The following is a 24,498-nucleotide window of genomic DNA, read 5'->3' as shown; positions in this document are numbered from 1 at the left end:
GGGGTGGGTGAGGACATGAGCAGCAGGTTCAACGGAACGGGGCCCGGCGCGACGGGCACGGGCACGGACGGCCGGGCACTGGCCGCTGCCGTCCAGTCCGTCCTGGCCCGCCTCGACACCCACGCCAGGCGCGCCCAGCACAACCGCCGGTCCGCTGATGCGGCTGATGCGGCTGATGCGGCTGATGCGGCTGCGAGCAGCGAACCCCCAGCCCCCGCCCCGGAATTCGACGCGACCGCGCCCGCGGTGGCGCATTCCCGCGAAGGGACGGCCGTACGGGATAAGGCCGTAGGGGATGCCGCGCCGCCCCCGGGGCCCGCCGCTCTCGATGCGCTCGTCGCCTGCTTCGGGCTCAGCCCCTTCGAGCGCGAAGTGATTCTGCTCGCCGCCGCCGCGGAGCTGGACCCCACCACCGCCGGCCGCTGCGCCGCCGCAAGCGGCGACCCGGACCGCGCGCACCCGACCTTCTCGCTCGCGCTCGCCGCGCTCGGCGAGCCGCACTGGAGCGCGCTCACGCCCGTTGCTCCGCTGCGCCGCTGGCGGCTCGTCGAGCTGGACGACGAGACGCGGCTGACGACCTCTCGCCTCCGTATCGACGAGCGGATCCTGCACTTCCTGCTCGGCTCGCCCTACCTCGACGCCCGCCTCCACGGCATGCTGCGCCGCGCGCCCGCGCCGGAACCCCTCCCCGCCTCGTACGACCTCGCCGCGTCCCGCGTCGCCGCGGGCTGGGCGCGGGGCGGGGGCCGGGACGCACCGCTGCGCGTCGAGCTCGTCGGCGGCGACCTCCGTACCCGCGCCGACATCGCCGCGGCCGCCGCCCGCCGATCCGGGCTCGGGCTGTACGCGATGGCCGCCGACGACGTGCCCACCGACCCCGCCGAGCGCGACCGCCTCGCCCGTCTCTGGCAGCGCGAGGCGATCCTGCTGCCCGCCGCGCTCCTCGTCGAGGCCGGCGACATGGACCGCGAACAGGCCGCCGCCACGGATGCGTTCATCGACAGCGCGGCCGTACCGCTCGTCGTCTCCAGCTCCGACCCGCGGCAGACCGCCCGCGCGCGCGGCGAGCGCGTCACCGTGCCCGCGCTCGACACCGAGGAGCAGCTCGGCCTGTGGGCGGACGCCTTCGCCGGCGTGCCGGAGGTGTCGGAGGCCGATCTGCGGGACCTCGTCGCGCAGTTCCAGCTCCCGCCCCACGTCATACGGTCCGCGGCCGCGACCGTACGCAGCGACCTCCCGGGTGAGGACGACCTCGATGCCACGGGGCTGGCCTGGCGGGCCGGGCTCACCGAGGCGCGGATCGGCCTGGACGAGCTGGGGCGGCGGATCGAGCCCGAGGCGGGCTGGGACGATCTCGTACTGCACGAGCGGCAGTTGCGCGTGCTGCGCGAGATCGTCGCGCACGTACGGCAGCGGGCCACCGTCTACCAGGAGTGGGGCTTCGCGCAGACGCTGCGCCGCGGCCTCGGCGTCACCGCGCTCTTCGCGGGCGGCTCCGGCACCGGCAAGACGCTCGCGGCCGAGGTGATGGCCAGGGAGCTGGGTCTTGACCTCTTCATCGTCGATCTGTCCCAGGTCGTCAGCAAATACATCGGCGAGACGGAGAAGAACCTGCGGAAGGTCTTCGATGCGGCCGAGCGCGGCGGCGCGCTGCTCCTCTTCGACGAGGCGGACGCCTTGTTCGGCAAGCGCAGCGAGGTCAAGGACAGCCACGACCGGTACGCCAACCTGGAGGTCAGCTATCTGCTGATGCGCATGGAGGCGTACCGCGGCCTGGCGATCCTCACCACCAACATGAAGAAGGCGCTGGACTCGGCCTTCATGCGCCGTATCCGCTTCGTCGTCGACTTCCCCTTCCCCGGCGAGAGCGAGCGCGCGGAGATCTGGCGCCGGGTGCTGCCCGGGCAGGCGCCGATGAAGGACATCGAACCCGACCTGCTGGCCCGGCTGACCGTGGCGGGCGGCTCCATCCGCAACATCGCGCTGTCGGGCGCCTTCCTCGCCGCGGAGGAGGGCGAGCGGCTCCAGATGCGCCACATGCTGGCGGCCGCGCGCACCGAATACCTGAAGCTGGAACGCTCCTTGACGCCCTCGGAGGTCCACGGATGGGTCTGAACGAGGTCAGGAACGACGTTGGGAACGACGTCAGGTACGACATCAGGAACGACGTCAGGAACGACGTCAGGAACAAGGCGCCGCATACCGTACGGGTGGAGATCGGCGAGCTGGTGCTCGACGGCTTCGACCACCGGGTCGACCCGGACCGGGTCTCGGTCGCTTTCCAGGCGGAGCTGGCCCGGCTCGTACGGGAGCGTGGCGTACCGCTCGCGGCGGACGGCGCGGACCGGGCGCTGGAGGGCCTGTCCGGGCTGCCCGCGCTGCCCGCGCTGCCCGCCACCACCTCGCCGGGGCGGCTCGGCGAGGCGCTGGCGCGCGCGGTGCACGCGGGTCTTTCGGGGCGCGGTGATGCGCGATGAGTACGTCCCAAGTCCCCGCTCAGGACGCCCAGTCGGCGCAGGCGAACAAGCGTCGCAAGCGCAAGGACCGCGCCGCCAAGGCCCGTACGCCCGAGCCGAAGGACATCGTCAGCGGGGCAGGGCAGCCGCTGGACCTGAGCGTGCGGCGGGAGCTGGAGGAGCAGCTCGGGCACGACCTCAGCCAGGTGCGGTTGCACACCGACCGGGACGCGGGCGCGCTGACCGAGATGCTGGGCGCGGACGCGGTCGCGGTCGGCCGGGACATCTTCTTCCACGAGGGCACGTACCAGCCGGGGACGGCCCACGGGCAGCGGCTGCTGGCGCATGAGCTGCTGCACACCGTGCAGAACCCGCACGGGCTCGGCGCGCTGCGCGCGGGCCGGGACCTGGGCGCGGTGAGCCTGCCGCAGGAGGGGATCGAGCGCGAGGCGGAGTCGGCGGCGCAGGAGGCCGTACGGGACGAGGGATCCCCCGCTCTCGAGGTGGAGCCGGGACAGGCGACCCCCGGCTGGCTGCGGTACACGAGGGTGGACGCCGACCAGCAGCGCATGGAGCAACTGGATCCGGCGACCCTGGTGGACCGGCTGACGAGCTCCGTCGTGCGCTCGTTGCGCGGCGACCCCGAGGACCTGTCGAAGCGTACGCGCAAGCAACTTGCCCGGCTGCCCGACGAGTTGCTGGACGGTGTGCTCGACCACCTGGAGAGGAGGCTGCTCAGCTCGGAGCACGAGCGGGTCCTCGACCTGGTCGAGGAGATCGAGACGCAGGGCGAGCTCGGGGCCGACAGCGCGGCGTGGGCGGCGCAGGACGCCCCGGCGGTGGGGCCCGACGCGGCCGAAGACCTGCGCATCGAGCGGGACAGCGAGCGCCGCTCGGCCGAGGACGAGCGGACCCGGGAGCAGAAGCCCGCCCTGGCGCCCGGCCCGGAGAAGGACCGGGCCGAGGCGCCGGCCGCGCCCGGCAGTACGCCACAGAACGGCGGTACAGCGGAGAGCGGGAGCACGCCGCAGGGCGGGGGCGCGCCGCGCGGCGAGCAGGAGTCCGCGCCGGGCACCCAAGCGGGCCGCGGCAAGGAGGGCGCCGCGTCCGAAGGGAAGGGTCAGTCGGGGTCCGCCGGAGGCTCGGCCGCCGAGGAGAAGGAGTCGGCGGGCGGCGGCGGACCGGCCGAGAGCGGCAAGGAGAGCGGCGGCGAGCAGAAGTCCGAGGGTGCCCAGGAGGGCAAGAAGGACGCCGAGGAACAGAAGAGCCAGGAAGACAAGAAGGCCGGGGAAGACAAGAAGGCCGCGGAGGAGAAGGAGGGCAAGGAGGAGACCGGGCAGCAGGGCGCGGCGTCCGCGAGTAAGGAGGAGTCCGCGGCCAAGAACCGCCCGGGAGCCGCCGAGCAGCACGCAGCGGGCCAGCACTCCAAGCAGGAGGACAACGGCGGCAAGGAGAAGCCCGAGGGCTCGCCGACGGCGGCGGGCAAGGACACCGAGCTGCCCAGCAGGACCAGCAAGCTCGACGGCGTACGCAATCAGGACCTCGACGGCCCAGAGGAGGCCGAGGGGGACCCGGCCGGCGCGGGCGGTGATTCGGAGGTCGAGATCGGGGGCGCCGAGAAGAGCGCCTGGGACACCAAGCTCCAGCCGGAGGACTTCCTGCCCGAGCAGGACCTCGACGTGTCCGAGGTGCCGACGGCGGAGACGCTCGACCCGGCCACGTCCACCGCCCAGGCGGTGCCCTCCTTCCCCGCTCCCCCGCCGACCAAGGCCGAGAAGGTGCAGGCCGAGCGGGAAGCGGAGGACGCCGAGGACGAGGCGGCCGAGGCCGGGCCGGAGGAGGACGAGGCCGAGGCGCCCCTGGAGTCCGAGCCGTCGGCGGAGACCGAGGGCGGGCCCGACGACGCCTTCTCCGGCGATCCGGATGCGGAGCGCACCGCCGAGTCCCGGCCAGGCGCGGGCGCCCCGGCGAAGGACCCGAAGAGCGGGGACGACCCGAAGGCGGGTCCCGTCGCCGCGCAGAAGACGGTGCAGGAGTCACCGGGCAAGACGGAGGGCGGCGGCGAGGCGAAGGAACCCGCCGGCAAGGAGGAGAAGGGCACCAAGGCCGCGGGCGACAAGGCTGCGGGCGCGCAGGAGAAGGAGTCTCAGAAGGCCTCGGGCGGCAAGGCGGCGGCTCCTGAGACCGCGGGCAAGGGCGAGGAGCCGAAGAAGGACCAGCAGAAGAACGACGGCCAGAAGAAGTCGGAACCGGCCACCGCGGAAAAGGGTGGCGGCGACACGGCAGGCAAGGGCGGCGACAAGGACTCGGACGGCAAGGACCAGGACAGCAAGTCGCCGTCGCCCGCCCGGGATTCGCACACCACTGGTGGCTCGAACGCGGATACGCCGGGGGGCGCGAGCAGCGAAGCGGCCTCCGGGACGCAGAGCGGCACGTCGGAGACGGACAAGAGCGGGACGAACTCGGCCTCGGAGAGCGCCGGCTCGGAGGGCGGGAAGGAACCGGCGGCGAAGGAACGGGCGAAGGAGCCCGCGCCCGCGCCGAAGGAGAACCCGGAGCCGTCGAAGGCACCGAAGGAAGAGCCGGGGGCGAAGGAGGAGCCGGGTGCCAAGGCCGCCGCGCCCAAGGCGGCCCCCGCGGCGAAGGCGCCGCGCGGTGGCGGAGGCGGAGGTGGAGGCGGCAAGGGAGCCGCATCGGGCAAGGGCAGGAAGAAGGACTCGGGCCCGGCCCCGAACCTCTCGCAGGTGTCCCCCGAGGCGGGCCTGTCCTCGGCCTCGAAGCTCAAGCCGCACAAGGCACTTGAGGCCATGGGCGGAGTGGGCGGCTCGGCTGACCGCACGGTTGGCGACGAGCACAAGCAGCTCGCCTCGGCACCGCCGAACATGCAGCGCCCGGCAGGCGCGCCCCAGACCCTGGAGGGAAAGCCCAAAGCGGCCGACGCGGCGCAGTACTCCCAGGATCCGGCGAAGAAGTCCGACGCACCCAAGGACGAGAAGGCCGAGGTCAAGGGCGAGAAGAAGCCCGAGGGTCAGATCGAGGCGGAGAAGGCGGAGGAGCCGAGCGGCTGGGACACCTTCAAGATGGCGCTCGGCTTCGGCGTCGGCTGGGTCGCGGAGAAGCTCGGCTTCAAGGTGAACAAGGAGGAGTTGGCCGCCAAGTTCGCGGGGCTCCCCACTAAGGACGAGGCCCTCAAGCAGGCCCAGGCGGGCAACGCTCCGGGCGTGAACATGCAGAGCGCCGCCGACGAGAAGGCCGGTGAACAGGGCCAGGCGGTCGACGCCAAGGGCCAGGAGGCCGTCACGACGGGCCGTGACGACGCCGGGCGTCCGATGGGCGAGAACCAGGTCTACCCCAACGCCCCCAAGGAGGAGTTGAAGGGCAAGGTACCGGGCCGTGAGGGCGGCAAGGGCGGGGTGCGGACGGGCAAGGCGTCGACGGGCGCGGTACCCGCCGAGGCGGCGTCGACCGTGGCCGAACACGACCGGAAGCCGCAATTCCAGGCGGCGTTCAGCAAGGGCCACAAGGACATGTCCGAGAGTCGCCAGACCAAGGACAAGGGGTTCCGCGAGTCGCAGCAGAAGCACAAGCAGCAGGTCGACGGCGAGATAGCGAAGAACACTGCGGAGCAGGCGGGCGAGCGCGCGAGGGCCCGGGCCGAGGTCACGTCGCAGCGCGCCGACTGGCGCAAGGACCAGGACGAGGAGCTCAAGAAGCTCGGTACGAAGAAGACCGAGAAGCACGAGAAGGTCCGCAAGGACGTCAAGGACCGGGAGAAGAAGACCGACGACGACACCAAGAAGGAGAAGGAGGACAGCGACAAGAAGATCAAGGACAAGGGCACTCAAGCGGAGACGGACGCGAAGAAGAAGACCGACACCGCGGCGGAAGACTCGGGCAACTGGCTCACGAAGGCCTTCGACTGGATCAAGCAGAAGGTCATCGAGATCAAGAACGAGATCGTCCGGATCATCCGGACGGCTCGTGACGCGGTCGTCAACTTCATCAAGAACTTCAAGGAGAACGTCGAGCGCTGGATCAACGAGGCCCGTAAGTTCATCGTCGACACGATCAAGAACCTGATCAATGACTTGATCGAGTTCGCAAAGAACATGGTCAAGGCCATCATCGAACTGGCCAACCGCATCAGGAAGTTCATCACGGACCTGATCGCGGCAGCGATAGCCCTGGTCACGAAGCTCGCGGCGCTCCTGAAGAAGGTCATCACAGACCTCCTCAACCGGATCGCGAAGCTCCTCAGCGACATCCTGAACGTTCTGAAGAAGATGCTCATGGACGTCATCAAGGCGGTCGTGGACGCGATCAAGACGGTCCTGGAGTACGCATCCAAACTCCTCGGCGCCCTCGGCGAGTTCATGATGATCGCGATCGACTTCATGGACGACCCGGGCGGCTGGCTGAGTGGCGCGAAGAACTCGGCGGTCGACGGCGCGAAGAACCACTTGTTCCGCGAGGTGCAGGCGGCGGTCAAGACGTGGTTCCAGGCCAAGATCGAGGAGATCATCGGCGTCCCGAAGGCGATCCTCGACAAGCTCATCAAGGGTGGCTACACCCTCGAGAAGATCGTGAAGGAGACATGGGAGGCAGTGGTCCCCATGCTCCCCTTCATCATCGGTGAGATCGTCATCGTCAAGGTGATCTCGAAGCTGATCCCCGGCGCGGGCTGGGTGATGGCGGTGATCGACGCGATCCGCACGGCAATCGGCGCCCTCAGCGAGATCCTGCGCGCGATCGGCGCGGTCATCGAGTGGCTGAAGGCGGTACGCCAGGGCGGCGCGGGCGTCCTCTTCGCGAAGGCAGTGGCAGCGGGCATCGTGGCCCTGCTCGAACTCGCCTACGAGTTCCTGCTGAGCGGCATCGGCAAGTACGTCGCCAAGGTCGGCCGCCGCTTGAAGGGCGTGGCGGCGAAGCTGGGCAAGGGAGACAAGGGCAGGAAGGGCGGCAAGGGCAAGGACGGGCAGGGCGGGGACGACAAGGACTCCAAGGGAGCCCCCAAGGGAACTCCCGCCGCGGCCCCCGGAGCCAAGCTGCCACTGGGCCGCCCCACCCCGACTCTCCCGAAACCGGGCAAGGGCACGGGCCCGGGCACGAAGCCGAACGCCAAGCCCGATCCGAAGGTGGACCCGAAGAAGCCGCCGACGAAGACTCCGGACAAGGACGCGCCGTCGGGCAAGCCCAAGGACGCCGACAAGGACGCGCCAGGCAGGCCCAAGGACCAGGACGGCCCCGGCAAGCCGGGCAGGCCGAAGTCCGACAAGCCCGGCGACAAACCGGAAACACGCCCGACCCCTGCACCCAAGCCCAAGCCGAAGCCGGAATCCAAGCCGAAGCCGAAGCCGGACCAGGACGCGAAGCCGAAGCCCAAGGACCAGCTTCCGGACAAGCCCAAGGACGGCAAGGGCGACAAGGACGGTCCCGACGCCACCAAGCCGAAGGACGACAAGGGCACGCCGGCCACGCCCAAGGACCAGGACCCCGCCAAGCCGAAGGACGACGACAAGGACGCCCCCGGCAGGCCCAAGGACCAGGATCCGACGAAGCCGAAGGACCCGAACAAGCCGAAGGACAAGGACGGCAAGGACGGGGACGGCACAAAGCCCAAGCCCAAGGACAAGGACGGCGACGGCAAGAACAGCCCGAAGCCGGACCGGGACGGTCCGCGCAGGCCCCGGCCCAAGGACGGCAGGAAGGGCCCGGGCAAGCCCAAGCCGCGCCCCGACAAGCGCGGTCCGGGCAGGCCCAAGTCCAAGCCGGACAAGGACCGGACGAAGAAGGACGAGAACTCGAAGGAGTCCAAGGACGACCGGCTGAAGAAGATCGTGGCGCGCATCCGGCCCAAGCTGTACGAGCGGATGCGCCACGGCATTCCCCGTTCGCCGTTCCTCGGCCTCCTGGAGTCGATGAAGCTCTACTACAGGCTCACGGGACTCGGGCCTGTCGGAGGCGATCCGTTCACCGTCGTGGCATCCCTCAACCCGTCGCGCCCCGTGCTGGGCGGGGACTATTCGGAGCCCCGGTCCGAGCCATCGGCCTATCCCAATCCGCCTGGGGCGCCGAGAGCGATCGACGACATGCCGAAGCCGAAACTCCCCAGTTTCCACGGCGGCCGGGCCAATACGATCAGCGCGGAGTTCCTCAGCGCGCGGCGCGCCACAAAGGGCAGCAAGCCCCACACCAGTCCGCCCGGCTGGGACTACATCACGGATCCCATACGCAAGCTCCAGCAGGGCGGAGCCTGGGTCAGGGCCCACCTCCTCCCGGAGCGTCTCGGCGGCAAGGGAACCGAGAACAATCTCGTGCCGGCCCGCCGCGGAGTGAACAAGGACCTCGAACTCAACATCGAGGAGCCGGCGTGGAAAGCCTTCGGGAACAAGTTCGAGGCCCCCATCTGGTACGAGTCCAGGGCGAAGTTCGGCAACTCAGGGGCCGTCGCGGACATCCCGACGTACATACGCTCCACCTTTGGCCAGTACAAAAAGATCAGGGGAACGGGTACGAAGCGAAGCGACTGGCAGCGGAAGGGTGCTACGAAGTCATTCGGCCTCGACCTCGAACCGCCGCAGCACGACGAGAAGAGAAAGCTCCATATCAACACCTACGGGGCCACACAGGTCCGTAAATGGCTCAGGGTTCCGCTGTCGGTGGGAGACAACATTGTGGATGAGCGCTCCAAGCAGCCCGGACGCCAGTTCACCTCGCTGCGGGACTTCATTTCGACCATGCGCGCACGGCGGGACAAAGGCATCGCAGCCGGCCGGCCGGGAACGCTACTCCAGCTGGAGGATGCGATCACCCGGCTGATAAAGCTCCACAGGGCGGGGAAGGTCGGCTGGGACCCGCTGCACAAGGAAAAGTGAGGATCGAATGTTTCCGTATGATCTCCGCCTGTCCCAGGCCATGAGCGAGGTGCGCGAGTCACCGTTCTTCGATGTCATGTACGAGGAGGTGGGCCCGGGCGGTCCGGGCAAAGATCCGACAGGGATCTTCGAGCTGATGGTCGAGGAAGGATTTCCGCTCACCGAAAGGCTCAAGGAAGCGTACTTCCCCTACCGGTACAAGGCACTGCACTGGCGTGCCGCAGACCACGATGTGCCGCTCTTCGGCGAGTTCAACGTTATGAACATCGACGCCAGTAGCGAAGTCAGGCTGCCGGTAAAGGACTTCGCCTGGGAAAAGAGCGACGAAAAGCTGCTCTCGGAACTCTCCATCCTCGATGACATCTCACGAGGCGGTGGCGGACAACTGGCCACCATGAGGTTCCTGCCAGGCGTATCAAGTCCGGAGATCTGGTTCCTCGACAGGTTCCACACCTTTGTCAAACTCGACCTGGATTACCGCGACTACCTCGACAATCTCGTCATCACGAAGGGCGTGACCGGCTGGCAGTACCTCTTCGCCGATGTGACGCTCGGCGCCAGAGAGTACGACTCCACCCTGGAAAGCCTGAGGATGATGCTTCAGATCCTCCCCGAGCACTTCCCGGATTACGACTACGCGCCTTTGCAGGCTCGCTTGGAGGCCCGCCTGTGACCCGCTACGCCGACATACCCAAGCCCATCCGCTCCGGCATCGTCATCGTCGATCCCGAGCGCGGGACACCGCAGCGCATCATCGTGCTGCAGTTCAACCCCGACACGCTCGAGCGCTCCGTCGCGCCCCAAGCCGCAGGCGGCGAAGGAGGAGGCGGAGGAGGAGGAAGCGGCGGGGATCGGAATGAGGCGTTGCGGCTCAAAGGACCCGCCCAGGAGTCCTGGAAGTTCACCGCCGAGATCGACGCCACCGATCAGTTCGAGATCCCGGCACCCGACGGAATTCACCCGCAGCTCGCGACGCTCGAAATGCTCGTGCAGCCGACGACCGCGCAACTCCGCGCCGCCTCCCGGCTCACGCAGAAGGGGACCATCGAGATCAGCCCCATCGAGACCCCCCTCACCCTCTTCACCTGGGGCAGCAAGCGCGTCATGCCCGTGCGGCTGACCGAGTTGTCGGTCAATGAGTCGGCGTTCGATGTCAACCTCAACCCGATCAGAGCCTCGCTCAGCATCGGGATGAAGGTGCTGACCGTCAGCGATCTGCCCGCCGGGCACCGCGGCGCCGAGCTCTATCTCGCGCATCTCGCGCAGAAGGAAAGGCTCGCCGGGATGGCAAGAGCCGGACGGCTCGGAGCGCTCGGGCTGACCGGGGCCGATATCGGAGCGGGGAGGGCGTAGCAAACACCATGGTCGAGCCATACGAGAGTGCGCTGGACGCGATACCGGGGTCGCACCCCTACCCCCGCACCAGCCGGTACCACGACGCCGAGATCGGGGTGCACCGCCTCACCGACGGGACCGAAGTCCGTTACGCCAAGCGGCGCTTGCTGCCCCGGCTCAGCGAGACCGGCAGCGACGACGACACCGCCCCGCACACCGTCAACGCCGGTGAGCGCCCCGACCACCTCGGGCAGCGCTACTTCGGCGACCCCGCCCAGTGGTGGCAGATTGCGGACGCCAACCCCGTCCTCGATCCACGCGAATTGACTTCCGAACCCGGCCAGGAGATCGACATTCCGTTGCCGGGTGGATTCGCGGGGACCGGACATGGGTGACGAGCCGATCGGGGAGGGGCCCGTTCACCTCACCCTGCACATGGGGCCCAAGCTCACCCGCCCCGTGCCCGCCGAGGTGACCGAGGCCCTGCTCTCCGCGCAGATCACCAGCACCGCGGGCGAACGCTCCGGCTTCCAGCTTGCGTTCGATCTGACCAAGAAGGGACTGCTCACGCAGCGGCTGCTGCCCGAAGGGTTCTTCGACCCGAAGACCCGCATCATCGTCACCACGTCCATCAAGGGCACGCCGACCGTCATCCTCGACGGGCTGATCGTTCGGCAGGAAGTCGGCGCCAGCAACCAGCCCGGGCACACCACGCTCACCGTCACCGGCGAGGACCTGACTCTCCTCATGGATCTGGAGGAGCGGACGGACCGCTACCCCAACCTGGCGCCCTCCCAGCGCGTCGAGAGGATCCTCGCCAAGTACGCGGACTACGGGATCGACACCCGCATCATCCGCGAGCAGATCCAGCAGCCGCCCCGGGAGCAGCTCCGCGTCGACTACCAGACCGGGACCGATCTGCAGTATCTGAATGAGCTGGCGCGAGCCAACGGCTACACCTTCTATCTCGAACCCGGTCCCCGCCCCGGCCGGTCCACCGCCTTCTGGGGGCCCGAGCAGCGGCTCGGACAGCGCCAGCACGCCCTCAACGTCAACATGGACGTCAACTCCACCGTCGACCAGCTGACCTTCGCCTACGACGGGACGGCCCGCGAAGAGCCGCAGGCGCGCGTCCAGGACCCGCGAACCCGCGACGCGACCCTTCTCCCCCAGCCCGACATCAACCCGCTCCGGCCACCCCTCGGCCGCCGCGCCACCCCCGCTCTCAAGCGCAGGACGCTCTCCGGCACGGCCAAGAAGGACCAGGAGCAGGCCCAGGCCGAGATTCTGGCCCGCGCCGCGACCTCCGCGGACGCGATCTCCGGCTCCGGGTCGCTGGACGTCAACCGGCACGGGTACGTGCTGCGGCCGCGCGAGCTGGTCGGCGTGCGCGGCGCCGGAGTGACGTACGACGGCGACTACTACGTCAAGAGCGTGACCCACAACCTCAGACCCGGCTCGTACCAGCAGAACTTCACGCTCTCGCGCGAAGGACTCATCGCCCGGAGCGGCACCGTACGCCCGTAGCGACGTCCCGTAGCGGCGTCCCGTAGCGGCGCAGAGATCAGGAGAGAACTTCGTATGGCGGCACCGAACAACCGCTTCCCCGGCAAGTTCCGTGGGCGGGTGATGGACAACAAGGACCCGCTCCGGATCGGCCGGGTCACGGTCCAGGTCCCGGACGTGCTGGGTGACGAGACGTCCACCTGGGCGCTGCCCTGCCTGCCCTTCACCGGTCGCCAGGCAGGCCAGTACGCGGTCCCGGAGGTCGGCGCGGGCGTATGGGTGGAGTTCGAGCAGGGCGATCCGAGCTTCCCGATCTGGACGGGGTGCTGGTACGGGGACAGTACGGAGCTGCCGCCGGACGCGCTGGCCGGTCCGCCGCCGCACGACAACGTCGTGATCCAGACCTCCGACCTGCACAAGGCCGTGATGGGAACCGTGCCGGGCGGCACGGGGATCCGGCTCCAGGCGGCGAGCGGGGCGTACATCCAGATCGACGAGAAGGGCGTGACCATCGCCAACGGCCAGGGGGCCTCGGTTGAGCTGATCGGCAATCAAGTGATCATTAATGAGGGCCGGTTGATCGTGCCCAAGAAGCAGTAGCCAGGAAACGGGGAGAGAAGTCTTGTCCGGACACTCCGGGAACTCCGGGAATCTCATGAGCGGCTCAGCCATGCTCCACTGCCCGCACGGCGGCCGGGCCTTCGCCGCCTCCGCGCCCACCGCCGTGAGCCTCGACGGCCTGCCCGTGCACACGGCCTCCGATGTCTTCGCCGTGACCGGCTGCACGCACACCGTCGACGGCGTGCCGCGCCCCTGCACCACCATCCGCTGGAGTCCGCACTCCGACAGCGTGACGGTCGACGGAGCGGCCGTGCTCCTGGACACCACCCACGCGCAGTGCTTCGGCGCAGGGGGGCTCGTGCCGCAGGGACCACCGGTCGTCTCCGTCACACAGCAAGGAGTGGTGTGCCGATGAGGACGAGGAAGGCGCGCACCGACATCGCGTTCCCGTTCCGGCCCGACCGCCGCGGCCGGACCGCCCACGCGGCGTACGACGACCACGTCCGGGATCTGATCGAGCAGCTGCTGTTCACCAGCCCCGGCGAGCGTGTGATGCGCCCCGACTTCGGCTGCGGCCTGCTCGACCTGGTCTTCACGCCGAACAGCCCGGAGCTTGCCTCCGCGCTGGAGCTGTCCGTCCATGCGTCGCTGCAGCGCTGGCTGGGCGAACTGATCGAGGTGGAGTCGCTGGACGTGGTGAGCGAGGAGAACGTCGTACGCGTACATCTGCGCTACGTGGTGCGCTCGACCGCGAGCCGGCGCGACGAGGTGTTCGAGGGGAGGGGGGCGGCATGAGCAGCCGTACGAAAGACAGGCGCGGGCGGATCCGGGAGGCCCGTCTCAACGGGGTCGATGCCGTCGAGGTGAGCGACGACGGGCTCACCCTCACCGTCACCTTCATCGGCAAGGCGCCGCACGGGCTGTGCCCGGAGAACGTACGGATCGACGGGGGCCGCCGGTCCCCCGGTCTTCGACCGGGTGGGGGTGCCCCCGGCGAAGCCAGGGGGAGTGCCCCCATCGGCATCGAGGCCGTCGAGGTGTCGGTCGAGCGCGAGGAGGACCCGGAGCTCGACGACCGGCTGTACGTCACCGTCGACCGCGCCGGGGACACGTCCCCGTACACGCTGTCCATCGTCGACACCGACCCGTACGGGCGGCCGGGCACCGAGCCGTTCCCGGGCTTCGACCAGCGGTACTTCCACGCCGGCTTCACCTTCCAGCCGGACTGCCCGGCGCCCTTCGACTGCAAGGACGAACAGCAGGACCTTCCCGCCGCCTTCGCGCCCGCACCGGTCATCGACTACACCGCGCGCGACTACGACACCCTGCGCACGCTCGTCCTGGACCGGCTGGCGCTGACGACCCCCGACTGGGTCGAGCGGCACGCGCCGGACCTCGGCATGACGCTGGTCGAGATGCTCGCGTACACCGCGGACCAGATCAGCTACCAACAGGACGCGGTGGCCACGGAGGCGTATCTGGACACGGCCCGCCGCCGCGTGTCCGTACGCCGCCACGTGCGGCTCATCGACTACGCGATGCACGACGGCTGCAATGCCCGCGCCTTCGTCGCCCTCGAGGCGGTCGAGCCGCTCACCCTGCCCGCGGGCACGTACCGGTTCGCCGCCGTGGACGTCCGTACGCTGAGGTCCCATGACGCGCCCGAGCCGGGCACCGTCATCGAGGACGGGGACCTGGCGGTGCTGGACGAGCGCGGCTCGGTGGAGGTCTTCGAGCCGGTCGTCCAGGAGGCGCTGCGGCTGCGGCCCGCGCACAACGCCATCCGCTTCTGGACCTGGGGCGACGAGGTGTGCTCCCTGCCCAGGGGCGCCACCTCCGCGACCCTGCGTGACGCGTGGGCCGACGAGAAGTGCGCCGAGCGGCAGCTGGATCTGCGCCCCGGCGACCTGCTGCTGTTCGAGGAGGTCCTCGGCCCGCGCTCCGGCACGCCCGGCGACGCCGACCCCGCCCACCGGCAGGCGGTCCGCCTCACCTCCGTGACCCCGGCCGTGGACCGGCTGGCCGACCAGCCGGTGCTGGAGGTCACCTGGGCCCGGGAGGACGCCCTCACCTTCCCGCTGTGCCTGTCCGCCCTCGGCGGTACGGACTGCGCGCCGGTGGAGGACGTGAGCGTGGCCCGCGGCAATGTCACGCTCGTCGACCACGGCCGGTCGCTGAGCTTCTGCGGGAGCCTGCCCGAGCGGGTCACCGTGCCGCCCGAGCCCGCCGTCCCCACGCTCTGCGGGCCGCCCGCCTTCGGCTGCCCCGACCGCGAGAGGGGCAACGAACCGGCGGAGCTCATCAACGCCCTGCTCGACCGGACACGTTGCGGGCGGCTGCTGACGGCCGACCACATACGGGAGCTGTTCACGGTGGTCGGCGAGGACGCGACCATACGGGCGGGGCTGGCGCTCGAACTCGCCGGGCAGCGGCAGGAGAGGGTCGTGCCGGGCACCGCGTACGCCCAGGCCGAGGCCCTGGAAACGCTGCTCGCGCAGAGCGTCTACCCGGGCATCGCGCCCCGCTTCCGGCCCGTGCTCCACCGCTCCCCCGTCGTCCAGGCCGTGCCCTTCCCCGAGTCGCGGCACGTCTCGGCCGGGCAGGCCGAGCGGCTCGCCGGGATCCCGGACAGCGTCCGGCAGCGGCTGGTGGAGCTGTGGCGCAGCGCCCGCGACCACGACGGCCTCTCGGAGGCGGAGATCGCCGAGCTGACCGTGCTGTTCGGGCTCCGCGTGCTGGAGCGGTTCGAGCTGCACAGGGAACCGGTCCGCGCACTGCGCGAGCTGCTGCACCGCAGCGAGCGGCTGCTCGCTGCGAAGCTGCGGCGCCTGGAGGTGCTGACGGCCCGGGCACGGGCGGGCACCGTGCTGGACGGGCGCATCGCCTGGGAGATCGCGCACACCTGGGGCCCGGCGTACGCGGCCGGGCTGCACCCGCAGGAGCCGGTGCTGTACGGCCCGGCAGCCGCGCTCGTCCAGGACCCGCGGGCCGCGCTTCCCGCCGTACGCCTCGCCGACGGCGAGCAGGAGTGGCAGCCACGCCGGGACCTGCTCACCAGCAGGGCCCGGGATCCGCACTTCGTCGGCGAGCTGGGGGACGACGGGCGGCTCGCGCTGCGCTTCGGCGACGGCCGCCACGGCGCGAAGCCCCGGCCGGGCGCGGCACTTGAGGTGCACTACCGGCTGGGCGGCGGCCCGGCCGGGAACGTCGGCGCCGAGGCCATCAACCACCTGGTGCTGTGCCGGGATCAGGAGGAGGCCGACGCGGGCGGGCCGCTGGCGGTGGCCGGAGTGCGCAATCCGCTGCCCGCCGTCGGCGGCACCGCGCCCGAGCCGGTCGAGCAGGTCCGCCAGCTCGCGCCGCTCGACCTCAAGCGGACGAAGCTCCGGGCCGTCACCGCCGACGACTACGCGGCGCTGGCCTCGGCGCTCCCCGGCGTGCAGCGCGCCGCGGCCGAGATCCGCTGGACCGGCAGCGTGCAGGAGGCGCATGTCGCCATCGACGCGTACGAGGCCGGGGATCCGCCGCCCGCACTGCTCGACGCGGTGGCGCACGCCCTCGAGAGCTACCGCCGCATCGGCCACGACCTGGTCGTGGAGCCCGCGCGGCACGTACCGCTCGACATCGCGCTCGACGTGTGCGCAGAGCCCGGCCATCAGCACGGGCAGATCCTGGCCGAGCTGCACCGGGTGCTCGGCAGCCGCGCCCTGCCCGGCGGGCGGCTCGGCTTCTTCCACCCGGACGCGCTCACCTTCGGCGAACCGGTCCGCCTCAGCCGCCTGGTGGCGGTGGCCGCGGCCGTACAAGGCGTGCGGAGCGTACGGGTGACCCGGCTGCGACGGCTCTTCCACGAGGGTCCCTTCGACAACAGAGCACTGGAGGCAGGTGTGCTGCGGCTCGGCTCGCTGGAGATCGCCCGCTGCGACAACGACCCCGAGCGGCCCGAGAACGGGCAGCTCACGCTGACGCTCGGAGGTGACCGATGAGCAGCCGAAGCGGCACGAGCAGCACCTGCGGATGCGGCTGCGGCGGGCACGACGAGCGCCACGCCCCGCCGCCCCTCCACAACCCGCCGGGCCGCACGGCCCTGGACTACCGGGTGGGCGAGTACGGGTCCTTCCTGGCCGCCATGCTCGACCGGCTCGCCTCGCCCGCCTACCCGGCGCTGCGCGGCCTGACCGTACGCACCGCCGACGACCCGGCCATCGGGCTGCTGGACGCCTGGGCGGTGCTGGGCGATCTGCTGACCTTCCACTCCGAGCGGATCGCCGACGAGGGCTATCTGCGGACCGCGAACGAGCACCGGTCACTGGCACTGCTGGGGAGGCTGGTCGGACACCGGCCGCGCCCCGGCGTGTCCGCGAACACGCTCCTCGCGTACACCCTGGACCGCGATCCGCGCTCGGGCGGGAAGGCGCCGGTGCTGATCCCGCGCGGCGCACGCAGCCACAGCGTGCCCGCCGCCTCGGACGAGGACGCGCAGACGTACGAGACCGGCGAGGACCTCACCGCGCGCTGGGACTGGAACGACCTGAAGGTGCGGCGCCGCCGCCCGATGCTGCTGACGCCCGAGGACCTGCGCGAGCGCGCCGAGCTGTTCTTCGCCGGGACCGCGAACGCCCTCCAGACCGGCGACAAGCTCCTCTTCGTCTTCAACGAGGACTCCTCCGCCGATCCCTCGCAGAGGCTGCTGCTGCCGGTGACGCGGGTGCGGATCGACCGCGACGACGACGTGACGGCCGTGGGGCTGCCGGTGTCGGCCCTGCCGTCGCTGAAGGAGCTGGTCGAGGAGTTGCAGGAGTGGATCACGGAGGGACCGGCAAGCCCCAACCCGCGGCCCACGGGCAGCCCGCTGATCGAGGACTTCGACGAGCAGGTGCTGGCCCAGCTGCGCGCGGACCTCGAACGCCTCGACACGCCCGCGAAGTTCGCGCGGCGGCTGGACGAGCCGATACAGCGACTGTGGGAGGCCCAGGCACTCGCGGCCCCGTACGAGGAGGTGGGCGACTGGTTCGAGCAGCTGAACGCCATCTTCGTAGACCTCCAGGAGCGCGCGTCGGAGTTGGAGGACGGTGGTGGGCATTCGTTCCGCGGGGCAGATTCGGTGGAAGGTGGTGGGCATTCGTTCCGCGAGGGCGATGGGGGTACCCCCATGCCGTCCAGGCTATGGGGGAGGGTGGGCACCACCGACCCGCACCCGGCAGCCGTACAGACGCTCAACGGACTCGTCCCGTACCTCCGTACCGGGGCCACGCGCCCCGCCACCCACACACCCAACCCGCGAAGCACATTCGCCCCGGACTCCGACCTGGCGGCCCAGGTCCTCTCCGCGCTGGACCCGCGACTGGCCGACAGCCTGTACGCGGCCTGGCGCCAGGCCGTACCCCCCACCGCCGCACCCACCCCCCTCCGCTCCGTCCAGGCAATGCGCGTAACCACCGCCCCCTTCGGTGCCACCGCACCGCTCAAGCCCGTCCAGGACGACCGCGGCCGGGTCATCCGGCAGACCGACTGGCCGCTCACCGGCGCCGCGCTCACCAGCATGCGCGTCGTCTTCGACACCGCAGGCAAGGTGCCGCTCAAGGCGGAGTTCCAGCACACGGACGCCGGCAACTCGGTGCAGCGCACGGAGAATCTGCCCTCCGACGCAACCATCGAGCTCCCCCCTGGCCAGGTCCAGCTGTCCACCCGTGCCGGCCAGGACCACGACCTGAGCTGGCTCGTCAGGCGCCCGGCAGACTCGCAGGAGTCGGGCGTCACCGCCCGGCTGCTCGCCGAGCTGCCCGAGCGCACCCTGTTCGTGTCCCGCCCCGGCGAGGACGGCCGGATCCACGTCGCCATCACGGACGGCAGCAGCCCGCCACAGGAGTGGCGGCTCAAGCCCGGTGACCCACCCGTCCAGGCCACACACGGCGGCTACGAGGTGACCGCCCGGTACGCGGCCGGGAGCGAGCCCCCCAGTGTCGAGATCAATCTCGCTACCATCCCGGCCCCGCCGAACCGCTACGTCCTCCCCCTCGACAGCGTCCACGGCGGAATCACGGTCGGCAGCTGGGTCGCCGTCGAGCGCCCCCGCAAGGGCTCGGACGCGCCGGACGGGATCCCGGGCGACAAGAAGCTCGCCTTCGTCACCACCCGGGTCACCGCCGTGCGCACCGCCGCGTACACCAACTACGGCATCACGGGCCGCGGCACCGAACTGACCCTGGCCGACCCCTGGCTGGACGAGCACGACGTGCTGCTCTCCCACATCCGGGAGACGGTCGTGCACGCGGGCGGCGAGGCGCTGCGCATGGCCGACGAGCCGCTGGGCGAGGACGTGCACGGCAACGAGATCGAACTCGCCGCTCTGTACGAGGGGTTGCGGCCCGGCCGTCTGCTCGTCGTCTCCGGCGAGCGCACCGACATCCTCCCCCTGCCTTCGGCGGGGGGACCCCCAGACACGGTCTCCGGGGTGCGCGGCACCGAGCCCGCCGTGATCGCCGCCGTCGAGCAGACCGTCGACCCGGACCTGCCCGGCGACCACATCCACACCAAACTCACGCTCACCTCCGACCTCGCGTACCGCTACCGGCGCGAAACGGTCCGGATCCAGGGCAACGTCGTGCCCGCCACGCACGGCGAGAGCCGCGACGAGCCGATCGGCAGCGGCGACGCCACGAAGACCCACCAGTCGTTCACGCTCTGGCAGTCCCCGCTGACCTGGCTCCCGGACGACAACCCTCTGGGCGCGACCCCGGTGCTGGAGGTGCGGGTCGACGGGCTGCTCTGGCACCCGGTGGACAGCCTCGCCGGGCGCGGCCCGCGGGACCGGGTCTACGTCCTGGGGTCCGCCGGGGACAGGCGGACGACCGTGACCTTCGGCGACGGCGTCCACGGCGCCCGGCTGCCGACGGGCCACGAGAACGTACGCGCCCGCTACCGGTTCGGCACCGGCAGGGCGGCCAACGTCGCGGCGGACCGGATCACCCAGGCCATCACCCGGCCGCTGGGCGTCACCGCCGTCACCAACCCGCTGCCCGCGACCGGCGGCGCCGACCCGGACGGTCCGGGGCTGACCCGCCGTAACATCCCGCTGGCCGTGTCCGCCCTCGACCGGCTCGTCTCGGTCCAGGACTACGAGGACTTCGCCCGCTCCCGCGCCGGGATCGGCCGGGCCGCGGCGCGCGAACTCTTCGACGGACGGCGGCAGATGCTGCATGTGACGGTCGCGGGCGCGGACGACGTTCCGCTGGCCGACGACTCCGAGGTGCTGCGCGCCCTGCGCTCCTCGCTCGCCGAGTACGGGGACACCCGGCTGCCGGTCCGCGTGGACGTACGAGAGCTGGTGCTGCTGGTGCTGGTGGCGCGCGTGAAGGTGGCGCGCGACCACTCCTGGGAGCTGGTCGAGCCCCGGCTGCGCCGGGCTCTGCTGCACCATCTCGGCTACCCGGGGCGGGAGCTGGGCCAGAGCGCGCACCTGAGTGACGTGCTGGCGGTCGCCCATGCCGTACCCGGCGTGGACTACGTGGACGCCGACGCCTTCACGGGCGTGCCCGCGAGCATCACCCCCGACGGTCTCGCGCAGCTGGCCGGGCGGCTCGCGGAACCGCGGTCCGTGGTCCCGGCCCGGCTCGCCGAGTACGAGGAGGACGTCCACCGGGTCACGGCCGGGGACGGCGAATCGCTCACCGCCATCGCCGCCCGGTACGGCATCTCCCTGGAGGACCTGCTGCGCCTCAATCCCGACATCGACGACACGCGGCGCCTGGAGAAGGGCCGCTCGGTGTTCGTCTTCCGCGGCATCAGGCCGGCACAGCTCGCGCTGTTCTCGCCGCAGGTCGCGGACACGCTGATTCTGACGGAGGTCAAGGACACATGAGCAGGGAGCCGGACGGGCTCGCGGAGCTGCTCCCGCAGTGGCACCGACTGCGGGACGCAGAGCAGGGCGAGCCCTTGCGCGCGCTGCTGGCCGTGATCGCCGAGCAGGTCGACCTCGTACGGAACGGGGTCGGGCAGCAATACGAGGACTGGTTCGTGGAGACCGCCGCCGAGTGGGTGCTGCCCTACATCGGCGACCTGGTGGGGTACCGCCCGCTGCCGGGCTACGAGCGGGTGCTGGCCACGGGGCTGAAGGACGGGAGGGGTTCTGACGAGTCGCGGCGGCGGCTGGCCGAGGCACTGGCCCCGCGCCGTGACGTGGCCTCCACGGTCGCGAACCGGCGGCGCAAGGGCACGCTCGCGCTGCTGGAGGAGCTGTCGGAGTCGGTCGCCGGATGGCCCGCGCGGGCCGTGGAGTTCTCCCGGCTGGTCTCGCACCAGCAGCCGGTGAAGCTCTACGGGTCCGGCACCGCGGCCGTGAACGAGCGGCGGTCGGAGCGCGGGAGGCTCGTGGACGTACGGGACGGCTCGGCGCTCGACCTCGCGGGCGGTCCTTTCGGGACTCTCGCACAGTCGGTGAACGTACGGCGGGCGAACTCGGCTCGCACGCAGGGGGGTTACACCCCGGCAGGCGTCGGCCTCTTCGTCTGGCGGCTGAAGCCGTATCACGTCACGAGCGCACCCGCGTACTGCATCGACCGGGCCCGCAACCTCTACACCTTCTCGATCCTGGGCAACGACACCCCGCTGGTCACCAAGCCCGAGCCGGAACCGTCGGCTTCCCACATCGCGACCATCGACAACGTGCCCGCGTACATCCGGCGCAGGCAGCTCCAGGACCGGCTCGCCGACTACTACGGCCCCGGCAAGAGCTTCACGATCTGGCGGGACGGGCAGGACGAGCCGGTGCCGATGTCGGACATCGTCGTGGCCGACCTGACGGACTGGCGCTACCGGCCGAAGCGCGGGCAGGTGGCGGTCGACCCGGCGCTCGGCCGGATCGCGTTCGGGTCGCGCTCGGCGCCGCGCCAGGGCGTCTGGGTCACCTACCACTACGCGTTCGCCGACGACCTGGGCGGCGGCGAGTACGAGCGGGACCGCGTCACTCTCCCCGCCGCGGAGACCTACAGGGTCGGGCCAGGACAGACGTACCAACGGATCATGGACGCGTACGCGCAGTGGCGGAACGACCGGAGGGCCGGAAGGTGCGGACCCGACGGCATCATCGAGATCACGCACAGCGGCGCGTACCAGGAGCAGCTGGACTTCGACCTGGACCCCGGCGACCGGCTCGAGCTGCGCGCCGCCGAGGGGACGCGGCCGGTGATACGGCTGCTCGACTGGTACAGCAACCGGCCCGACGCGCTCAACATCCGCGCCCAGGAGGACTGCGAGCCCGGTGACGAGCCCCGGATCGTGCTGGACGGGCTGCTGGTCACCGGGCGGGGGCTCCATGTCACCGGCCCCGTCGGCGCCGTGGTGCTGCGCCACTGCACGCTGGTGCCCGGCTGGTCGCTGGAGCCTGGGAGTCCCCCCACCGAAGGTAGGGGGAGCGACCCGCACTCCCCCGAGGAGCCGAGCCTCGTCCTGGACCGCACCACCGCGTGCGTCCAGATCGAGCGCACCATCCTCGGGACGATCGAGGTCATCGGCGACGAAGTGCACACCGACCCGCTGCACATCCACATCGCCGACAGCATCCTGGACGCCACCGGGCACGACCGGGAGGCGCTGTCCGCCCCGGACTGCCGGCACGCGCACGCCGTCCTGCACGCCCACCGCACCACGGTCATCGGCGAAGTCCACACCCACGCGGTGGAGATCGCCGAGAACTCCGTCTTCACGGGGCGGATGAACGTCGCCAGGCGCGGGGTCGGATGTGTGCGGTTCAGCTACGTGCCGCCGGGCTCCCGTACGCCGCGCCGCCACCGCTGCCGGCCCGATCTCGTGGGCCCGGACGAGGCCCGGCGGGTGCGGCCGCTGTTCGCGAGCGAGCGCTACGGGACGCCCGCGTACGGGCAGTTGGCCGCGGGCTGCGCGGAGGAGATCCGGCGGGGCGCGGAGGACGGCGCGGAGATGGGCGCCTTCCACGACCTCTACCAGCCGCAGCGCGAGGACAGCCTGCGGGCCCGGCTCGCGGAGTACGCACCGGCCGGCACCGACGCCGGGATCATCCCCGTCACCTGACACACCACAGCAGACTGACGAAACTCACGAGGGGGACCCCTTCCCATGCACGCTGACATCTCCCGCATCACCTTCCGGCCGGACCGGCACTACTCGGCGGTGGTCGCCCAGCAGGGCCGCGTACAGCTCGACGCCGACGCCAACGAGAACACGGCCATCCAGCTCTACCAGGCCCGTACGACCGCCGCCGACCTGATCGGGCAGCACGGCGGCCCGGCCGGGGCCACCGGCTTCAAAATCAACTTCCTCGGCGGCAACCGGGAGTTGGACGACCTGACCATCGGCGGCGGCCGCTACTACGTCGACGGCATCCTGGTCGACGCGACGCGGCCGCAGCCCGGCACGGCGGTCGACGACGACGGCCACGACGGTCACGACGGTCACGACAGGGACGAGGACGGCGGGCAGGGCGGGGCGGGGGCGGCACCCGAGCCGCCCAGGACGTGGACGTACTGGGACCAGCCCGACGGGTTCCGGGACCCGGAGCGGCCCGGCGACCGGCTGCCCACGGGCCTCCCGTTCCTGGTCTATCTGAAGGTGTGGGAGCGCTCGGTGACCGCGGCCGAGGACCCGGCGCTGCGCGAGGTGGCGCTCGGCTCCGCGCTGCCGGACACCGCGGCCCGTACGAAGGTCGTCTGGCAGGTGCTGGCGCTGGAGGGCTCGAAGCTGGACCTGGAGGACGGGAGCGGCGACAAGGACGCGGTCCGGGCGGCGTTCGGCCGGTGGGCGGCGGAGGCCGCGCTGCCGGGGTCGCGGCTGGCGGCGCGCAGCGAGCGGCCCGAGCACGCGGACGAGGACCCGTGCCTGGTGAAGCCGGACGCCCGCTACCGGGGCCCGGAGAACCAGCTGTACCGGGTGGAGGTGCACGACGGCGGGACGGCGAAGGACGCGACGTTCAAGTGGTCGCGGGAGAACGGCTCCGTGGTCTTCCCGGTGGACGGCCTGGACGGTACGTGGGTGGAGCTGGCATCGCTGGGCAGCGACGACAAGCTCGATCTGAACGTCGGCGACTGGGTCGAGTTCGTGGACACCGCCTACAGCAGCCGGCTCGAGCCGCTGCCGCTGCTGCGGGTCGAGGAACTCGACCTGCCGGGGCGGCGGGTGCGGCTGTCCGCCGAGCCGGAGCCGGGCGTCGGGCGCCGGCCGGAACTGCATCCCTTTCTGCGGCGCTGGGACCACCGGGAGGGTTCGCGGCGCGGCAAGGGCGGGGCTCCGGCGCGGCTGAAGCACGGCGCGGTCAAGGTCGAGGAGGGCCGCTGGTTGCCTCTGGAGGACGGCGTGGAGGTGTACTTCGCCGCAGAGGGTACGTATAAGGCAGGGGACTACTGGCTGATCCCTGCGCGCACGACCACGGGCAGCGTCGAATGGCCGGTGAACGAGGCCCGTAAGCCGCTGCTTCGGGCCCCGCTCGGCGTTCAGGTGCACTACGCGCCGCTGGCTTGGGTGCTCAGCGAGCAGTCGGAGTCGGACCTTCGGCAGTCCTTCGGTCCGCTGGCGGCGCCCGTCCCTGCGGCGAGCGAGGAGGCACTTGCGGCTGAGGCGGCGGCACTGGCGGAGACGGAGGCGCGCGAGGCGGCGGAGGCGCGCGCGGGCGCTGGTGCGGTCGGTGGCCCTGATGCGGGCGCTGGGGCGAGCGCTGGTGCGGGCGCGTGGACAGAGGGGGAGGCCGAAGAACAGCTGTAGGGAGAGCCGATGATCCGTACCGGAAGGAGCACACC

General features: G+C 71.1%; 14 protein-coding genes. All 14 read left to right on the top strand.

What is annotated here, in order from left to right:
* Window positions 1–15: 15 nt before the first annotated feature.
* The 14 genes from ACTWP8_RS17620 to ACTWP8_RS17555 are packed head-to-tail and all read left to right on the top strand — an operon-like array spanning window position 16 to window position 24,463.
* On the top strand, window positions 16–2,115 hold the full coding sequence (locus ACTWP8_RS17620; RefSeq protein ID WP_443323083.1) for an ATP-binding protein: 2,100 nt from the start codon (window positions 16–18) through the stop codon (window positions 2,113–2,115).
* On the top strand, window positions 2,106–2,477 hold the full coding sequence (locus tag ACTWP8_RS17615) for a hypothetical protein (RefSeq protein ID WP_443323082.1): 372 nt from the start codon (window positions 2,106–2,108) through the stop codon (window positions 2,475–2,477). Before ACTWP8_RS17620 ends, ACTWP8_RS17615 begins: the two co-directional genes overlap by 10 nt.
* Window positions 2,474–9,331, top strand: coding sequence for an eCIS core domain-containing protein (locus tag ACTWP8_RS17610; protein ID WP_443323081.1), 6,858 nt, complete (start codon window positions 2,474–2,476; stop codon window positions 9,329–9,331). Before ACTWP8_RS17615 ends, ACTWP8_RS17610 begins: the two co-directional genes overlap by 4 nt.
* Window positions 9,332–9,371: 40 nt before the next feature.
* Window positions 9,372–10,004, top strand: coding sequence for a hypothetical protein (locus ACTWP8_RS17605; RefSeq protein ID WP_443323080.1), 633 nt, complete (start codon window positions 9,372–9,374; stop codon window positions 10,002–10,004).
* Window positions 10,001–10,684 (top strand): hypothetical protein, encoded by a 684-nt coding sequence (locus ACTWP8_RS17600; RefSeq protein WP_443323079.1) that lies wholly within the window; start codon window positions 10,001–10,003, stop codon window positions 10,682–10,684. The genes ACTWP8_RS17605 and ACTWP8_RS17600 overlap by 4 nt, the downstream gene beginning before the upstream one ends.
* 8 nt (window positions 10,685–10,692) lie before the next feature.
* On the top strand, window positions 10,693–11,061 hold the full coding sequence (locus ACTWP8_RS17595; protein WP_443323078.1) for a LysM peptidoglycan-binding domain-containing protein: 369 nt from the start codon (window positions 10,693–10,695) through the stop codon (window positions 11,059–11,061).
* The gene (locus ACTWP8_RS17590) at window positions 11,054–12,193 is read left to right on the top strand and encodes a hypothetical protein (protein WP_443323077.1); all 1,140 of its coding nucleotides are present in this window, start codon (window positions 11,054–11,056) and stop codon (window positions 12,191–12,193) included. The genes ACTWP8_RS17595 and ACTWP8_RS17590 overlap by 8 nt, the downstream gene beginning before the upstream one ends.
* Before the next feature lie 54 nt (window positions 12,194–12,247).
* Window positions 12,248–12,772, top strand: coding sequence for a phage baseplate assembly protein V (locus tag ACTWP8_RS17585; protein ID WP_443318819.1), 525 nt, complete (start codon window positions 12,248–12,250; stop codon window positions 12,770–12,772).
* 55 nt (window positions 12,773–12,827) lie between these two features.
* Complete coding sequence (locus ACTWP8_RS17580) at window positions 12,828–13,148, top strand: hypothetical protein (RefSeq protein ID WP_443323076.1); 321 nt, start codon at window positions 12,828–12,830, stop codon at window positions 13,146–13,148.
* The gene (locus tag ACTWP8_RS17575) at window positions 13,145–13,528 is read left to right on the top strand and encodes a GPW/gp25 family protein (RefSeq protein ID WP_443323075.1); all 384 of its coding nucleotides are present in this window, start codon (window positions 13,145–13,147) and stop codon (window positions 13,526–13,528) included. Before ACTWP8_RS17580 ends, ACTWP8_RS17575 begins: the two co-directional genes overlap by 4 nt.
* Entirely contained in the window at window positions 13,525–16,719 is a 3,195-nt protein-coding gene (locus ACTWP8_RS17570; RefSeq protein ID WP_443323074.1) for a putative baseplate assembly protein, read from the top strand. The genes ACTWP8_RS17575 and ACTWP8_RS17570 overlap by 4 nt, the downstream gene beginning before the upstream one ends.
* Complete coding sequence (locus tag ACTWP8_RS17565; RefSeq protein WP_443323073.1) at window positions 16,716–20,594, top strand: putative baseplate assembly protein; 3,879 nt, start codon at window positions 16,716–16,718, stop codon at window positions 20,592–20,594. Before ACTWP8_RS17570 ends, ACTWP8_RS17565 begins: the two co-directional genes overlap by 4 nt.
* The gene (locus ACTWP8_RS17560) at window positions 20,591–22,780 is read left to right on the top strand and encodes a hypothetical protein (RefSeq protein WP_443323072.1); all 2,190 of its coding nucleotides are present in this window, start codon (window positions 20,591–20,593) and stop codon (window positions 22,778–22,780) included. Before ACTWP8_RS17565 ends, ACTWP8_RS17560 begins: the two co-directional genes overlap by 4 nt.
* A 45-nt stretch (window positions 22,781–22,825) precedes the next feature.
* Window positions 22,826–24,463: a DUF6519 domain-containing protein gene (locus ACTWP8_RS17555; protein ID WP_443323071.1), complete on the top strand. Its 1,638-nt coding sequence runs from the start codon at window positions 22,826–22,828 to the stop codon at window positions 24,461–24,463.
* Window positions 24,464–24,498: the final 35 nt, after the last annotated feature.

Origin of the sequence: Streptomyces sp. 7N604 (assembly GCF_052245475.1) — a bacterium.
GTDB lineage: Bacteria > Actinomycetota > Actinomycetes > Streptomycetales > Streptomycetaceae > Streptomyces.
The sequence above is the reverse complement of the archived record's forward strand: the minus strand, read 5'-3'. Positions and strand labels throughout refer to the sequence as shown.

Bases quoted from the DNA above. Each gene is read 5' to 3' on its own strand.
- ACTWP8_RS17620 (WP_443323083.1), top strand. From the start codon at position 16: ATGAGCAGCAGGTTCAACGGAACGGGGCCCGGCGCGACGGGCACGGGC.
- ACTWP8_RS17615 (WP_443323082.1), top strand. From the start codon at position 2,106: ATGGGTCTGAACGAGGTCAGGAACGACGTTGGGAACGACGTCAGGTAC.
- ACTWP8_RS17610 (WP_443323081.1), top strand. From the start codon at position 2,474: ATGAGTACGTCCCAAGTCCCCGCTCAGGACGCCCAGTCGGCGCAGGCG.
- ACTWP8_RS17605 (WP_443323080.1), top strand. From the start codon at position 9,372: ATGAGCGAGGTGCGCGAGTCACCGTTCTTCGATGTCATGTACGAGGAG.
- ACTWP8_RS17595 (WP_443323078.1), top strand. From the start codon at position 10,693: ATGGTCGAGCCATACGAGAGTGCGCTGGACGCGATACCGGGGTCGCAC.
- ACTWP8_RS17590 (WP_443323077.1), top strand. From the start codon at position 11,054: ATGGGTGACGAGCCGATCGGGGAGGGGCCCGTTCACCTCACCCTGCAC.
- ACTWP8_RS17585 (WP_443318819.1), top strand. From the start codon at position 12,248: ATGGCGGCACCGAACAACCGCTTCCCCGGCAAGTTCCGTGGGCGGGTG.
- ACTWP8_RS17580 (WP_443323076.1), top strand. From the start codon at position 12,828: ATGAGCGGCTCAGCCATGCTCCACTGCCCGCACGGCGGCCGGGCCTTC.
- ACTWP8_RS17575 (WP_443323075.1), top strand. From the start codon at position 13,145: ATGAGGACGAGGAAGGCGCGCACCGACATCGCGTTCCCGTTCCGGCCC.
- ACTWP8_RS17570 (WP_443323074.1), top strand. From the start codon at position 13,525: ATGAGCAGCCGTACGAAAGACAGGCGCGGGCGGATCCGGGAGGCCCGT.
- ACTWP8_RS17565 (WP_443323073.1), top strand. From the start codon at position 16,716: ATGAGCAGCCGAAGCGGCACGAGCAGCACCTGCGGATGCGGCTGCGGC.
- ACTWP8_RS17560 (WP_443323072.1), top strand. From the start codon at position 20,591: ATGAGCAGGGAGCCGGACGGGCTCGCGGAGCTGCTCCCGCAGTGGCAC.
- ACTWP8_RS17555 (WP_443323071.1), top strand. From the start codon at position 22,826: ATGCACGCTGACATCTCCCGCATCACCTTCCGGCCGGACCGGCACTAC.